Source organism: Actinobaculum suis, from assembly GCF_900102025.1.
Taxonomy (GTDB): Bacteria; Actinomycetota; Actinomycetes; order Actinomycetales; family Actinomycetaceae; genus Actinobaculum; species Actinobaculum suis.
This window is the reverse complement of sequence record NZ_FNAU01000034.1, coordinates 1-1,644: the sequence shown is the minus strand read 5'-3', so window position 1 is coordinate 1,644 and position 1,644 is coordinate 1. Positions and strand designations below refer to the sequence as shown.

The following is a 1,644-nucleotide window of genomic DNA, read 5'->3' as shown; positions in this document are numbered from 1 at the left end:
AAAGGTCGTGCCTTCCGGCAGTTCCTTATCACCAGGAACCAGCGGCACAGTCACTTCCTCACCCGGCTTACCAGAAGCATCACCATAGCTCGGGTTGTGCGTATCCGCATCGGTCGGAACAACCGTCACCTTCACCGGAACAGTTTCTTGCGAACCATCCGGGTAAGTAACAGTGATGTCCTTAGAAATCACGTCACCGGCCTTGGCATCAGCCGGAACCTTCACGGTCACCTTGCCAGTAGCCGGATCAACCGTCACGGTGTCATCGCCTTCCGGACCAGCAAACTTCGTGCCTTCCGGCAGCTTCGTATCACCAGTCTGGTCCACGGTCACATCCGCGCCAGGCTTACCAGACGCATCTTCGTAAGCCGGGTTGTGCGTATCCGCATCGGTCGGAACAACCGTCACCTTCACCGGAACAGTTTCTTGCGAACCATCCGGGTAAGTAACAGTGATGTCCTTAGAAATCACGTCACCGGTCTTGGCATCAGCCGGAACCGTAACCTTGACTTCACCAGTCTTCGGGTCAACCGTCACCGAAGGATCGTCCTTCGGGCCAGCAAAGGTCGTGCCTTCCGGCAGTTCCTTATCGCCAGGAACCAGCGGGACCTTCACATCCTCGCCCGGCTTACCAGAAGCATCGCCGTAGCTCGGGTTGTGCGTATCCGCATCCTTGGGCTCAACCACGAACTTCGCGGTGAGGTTATCAGTGCCGCTCTTATCGGGATAGGTCACCACTACCGGAACGGTAACTTCCGTGCCGGCCTGTTCGAGTGCAGGGGTGAGAGAGACGACGCCGGTCTGCGGATCTACCGCTGCGCCTTCCGGAGCGCCTTCACCCAGGGCGAAGGTGGAGCCTTCCGGTGCAGCTTCGGTTTCCTGCTTGTCCTTCGTGGATACGACGTCAAACACAGGAGCAGCAGACTTTGCTTCTTTGCCAACCTTGGCCGGCGTATCAGCGTAACTACCGTCGTAGATCTGGCTCAGGGAGCAACCGGAACCATCAACCTTCACGCCCGCGGGAGTACCGGGGCACAGGTCGGTGGCATCGGGCACGCCGTCACCGTCCGAATCGAGCTGGAAGGTAGCTTCAATATCGTCCGCCGCGGAACCCGTACCCGGGTATTCCACGCGAACCGGAACCTTCAACTCTTGACCTTCCACACCTTCTGCGGCAGTGGTAACGGTAACTTCGCCAGTGGCCTTGTCAATCGCCACATTCCAGCCCTTGGGGGCAACGAAACCGTCAGCGATGGAGTAGTTAGCAGCAGCCGGAGTGTCGCCTTCGTAGCTCGGGGTGGACTTTGCAGTTTCCCCAGGCTTGACGAGCGGCGATTCCTTGTATGCCGGCTGGTAATCGATCGGCTCAGCAACCTTGACCTTGACCGGGACGGTTTCTTGCGAGCCATCCGGGTAGGTAACGGTGATTTCCTTGGTGATCTCGGTACCAGGCTGAGCATCAGCCGGAACCGTAACCTTGACTTCACCAGTCTTCGGGTCAACCGTCACCGAAGGATCGTCCTTCGGGCCAGCAAAGGTCGTGCCTTCCGGCAGTTCCTTATCACCAGGAACCAGCGGCACAGTCACTTCCTCACCCGGCTTACCAGAAGCATCACCATAGCTCGGGTTGTGCGTATCCGCATC

1 protein-coding gene is annotated in these 1,644 nt (G+C 58.4%); it reads right to left on the bottom strand.

All coding sequences use genetic code 11. The annotated features are described in order from the left end of the window. Window positions 1–1,644, bottom strand: a 1,644-nt coding sequence (locus tag BLT47_RS08790; protein ID WP_218122572.1) for a Rib/alpha-like domain-containing protein, incomplete at both ends; no start/stop codon positions are given.